The 852-nt window shown below is 34.4% G+C and carries 1 pseudogene; it reads left to right on the top strand.

The features are described from left to right. Window positions 1–326: 326 nt before the first annotated feature. Window positions 327–852 (top strand): annotated as a pseudogene (locus CUN59_RS22135) (biotin/lipoyl-binding protein); the annotation flags it as partial.

Below are 852 nucleotides of genomic sequence, written 5' to 3'. Positions count from 1 at the left end.
CTCACGAAAAGACTTTTTCAGCAAACCCTAGTTATTTAATATACTTTGATTTATTCTTGTCTACTTGCTTATACTAATTTCACTAAAACTGTAATTGGCTAACGATCTGACTTTTGATTTCGGCATATTATTACTAAATGTTCATTGCTGTCAAAAATCTCAAAGTAATTTGTAATTGGTTAGACAAGAATTGAACTAAATTAATTGATTTAGTTTCCATCCATATTGTCAAGTTTTCTAGACTTTTATGGTCTTCTACCAAATCTGATTTAAGGATTCACTTTTCATCAACTAATTTGGAAATAGCACTGAAAAGGTATGCAGTTGTGCAAAACCACAAAGTACAAAGTTCATTATCTTCTCAGTCTCTACTGCGAATAGCGATCGCTATTGCCATGCTGGCCTCTTTATCTGTAGCAAGTATTAGTATTTTTATTGTCCTTAAATTTCGGGATATAGATACTCAAAAACCAGTAGATACTAAAGCATTAACACCTAAGATAAAAACCGTCACAGCACTGGGGATAATTGAACCAGAGGGAGAAGTGATTAAATTATCAGCATCAGTTTTAGGAGCGGGAAGTCGAGTCGAAAAAATATTAGTTAAAGAGGCAGAAATGGTCAAAGCTGGACAAGTAATTGCTATTTTGGATAATAGAGATAACTTGCAAGCAGAATTAACAGAAGCTCAAGCACAAGTTAAGGTAATTAAATCCAAAATAGCCCAAATTCAAGCAGGTGCTAAACAGGGAGAAATTGCCGCCCAAAAAGCGATCATTGATAGATTAAACGCAGAAGCTATAGGTGATATTGACGCTCAAAAAGCAACAGTAGAAAAATTGCGAGCGGAAT

The organism is Cuspidothrix issatschenkoi CHARLIE-1 (assembly GCF_002934005.1).
GTDB classification, from domain to species: domain Bacteria; phylum Cyanobacteriota; class Cyanobacteriia; order Cyanobacteriales; family Nostocaceae; genus Cuspidothrix; species Cuspidothrix issatschenkoi.
Note: the sequence above shows the minus strand (reverse complement) of the source record. Positions and strands in the feature narration are given on the sequence as shown.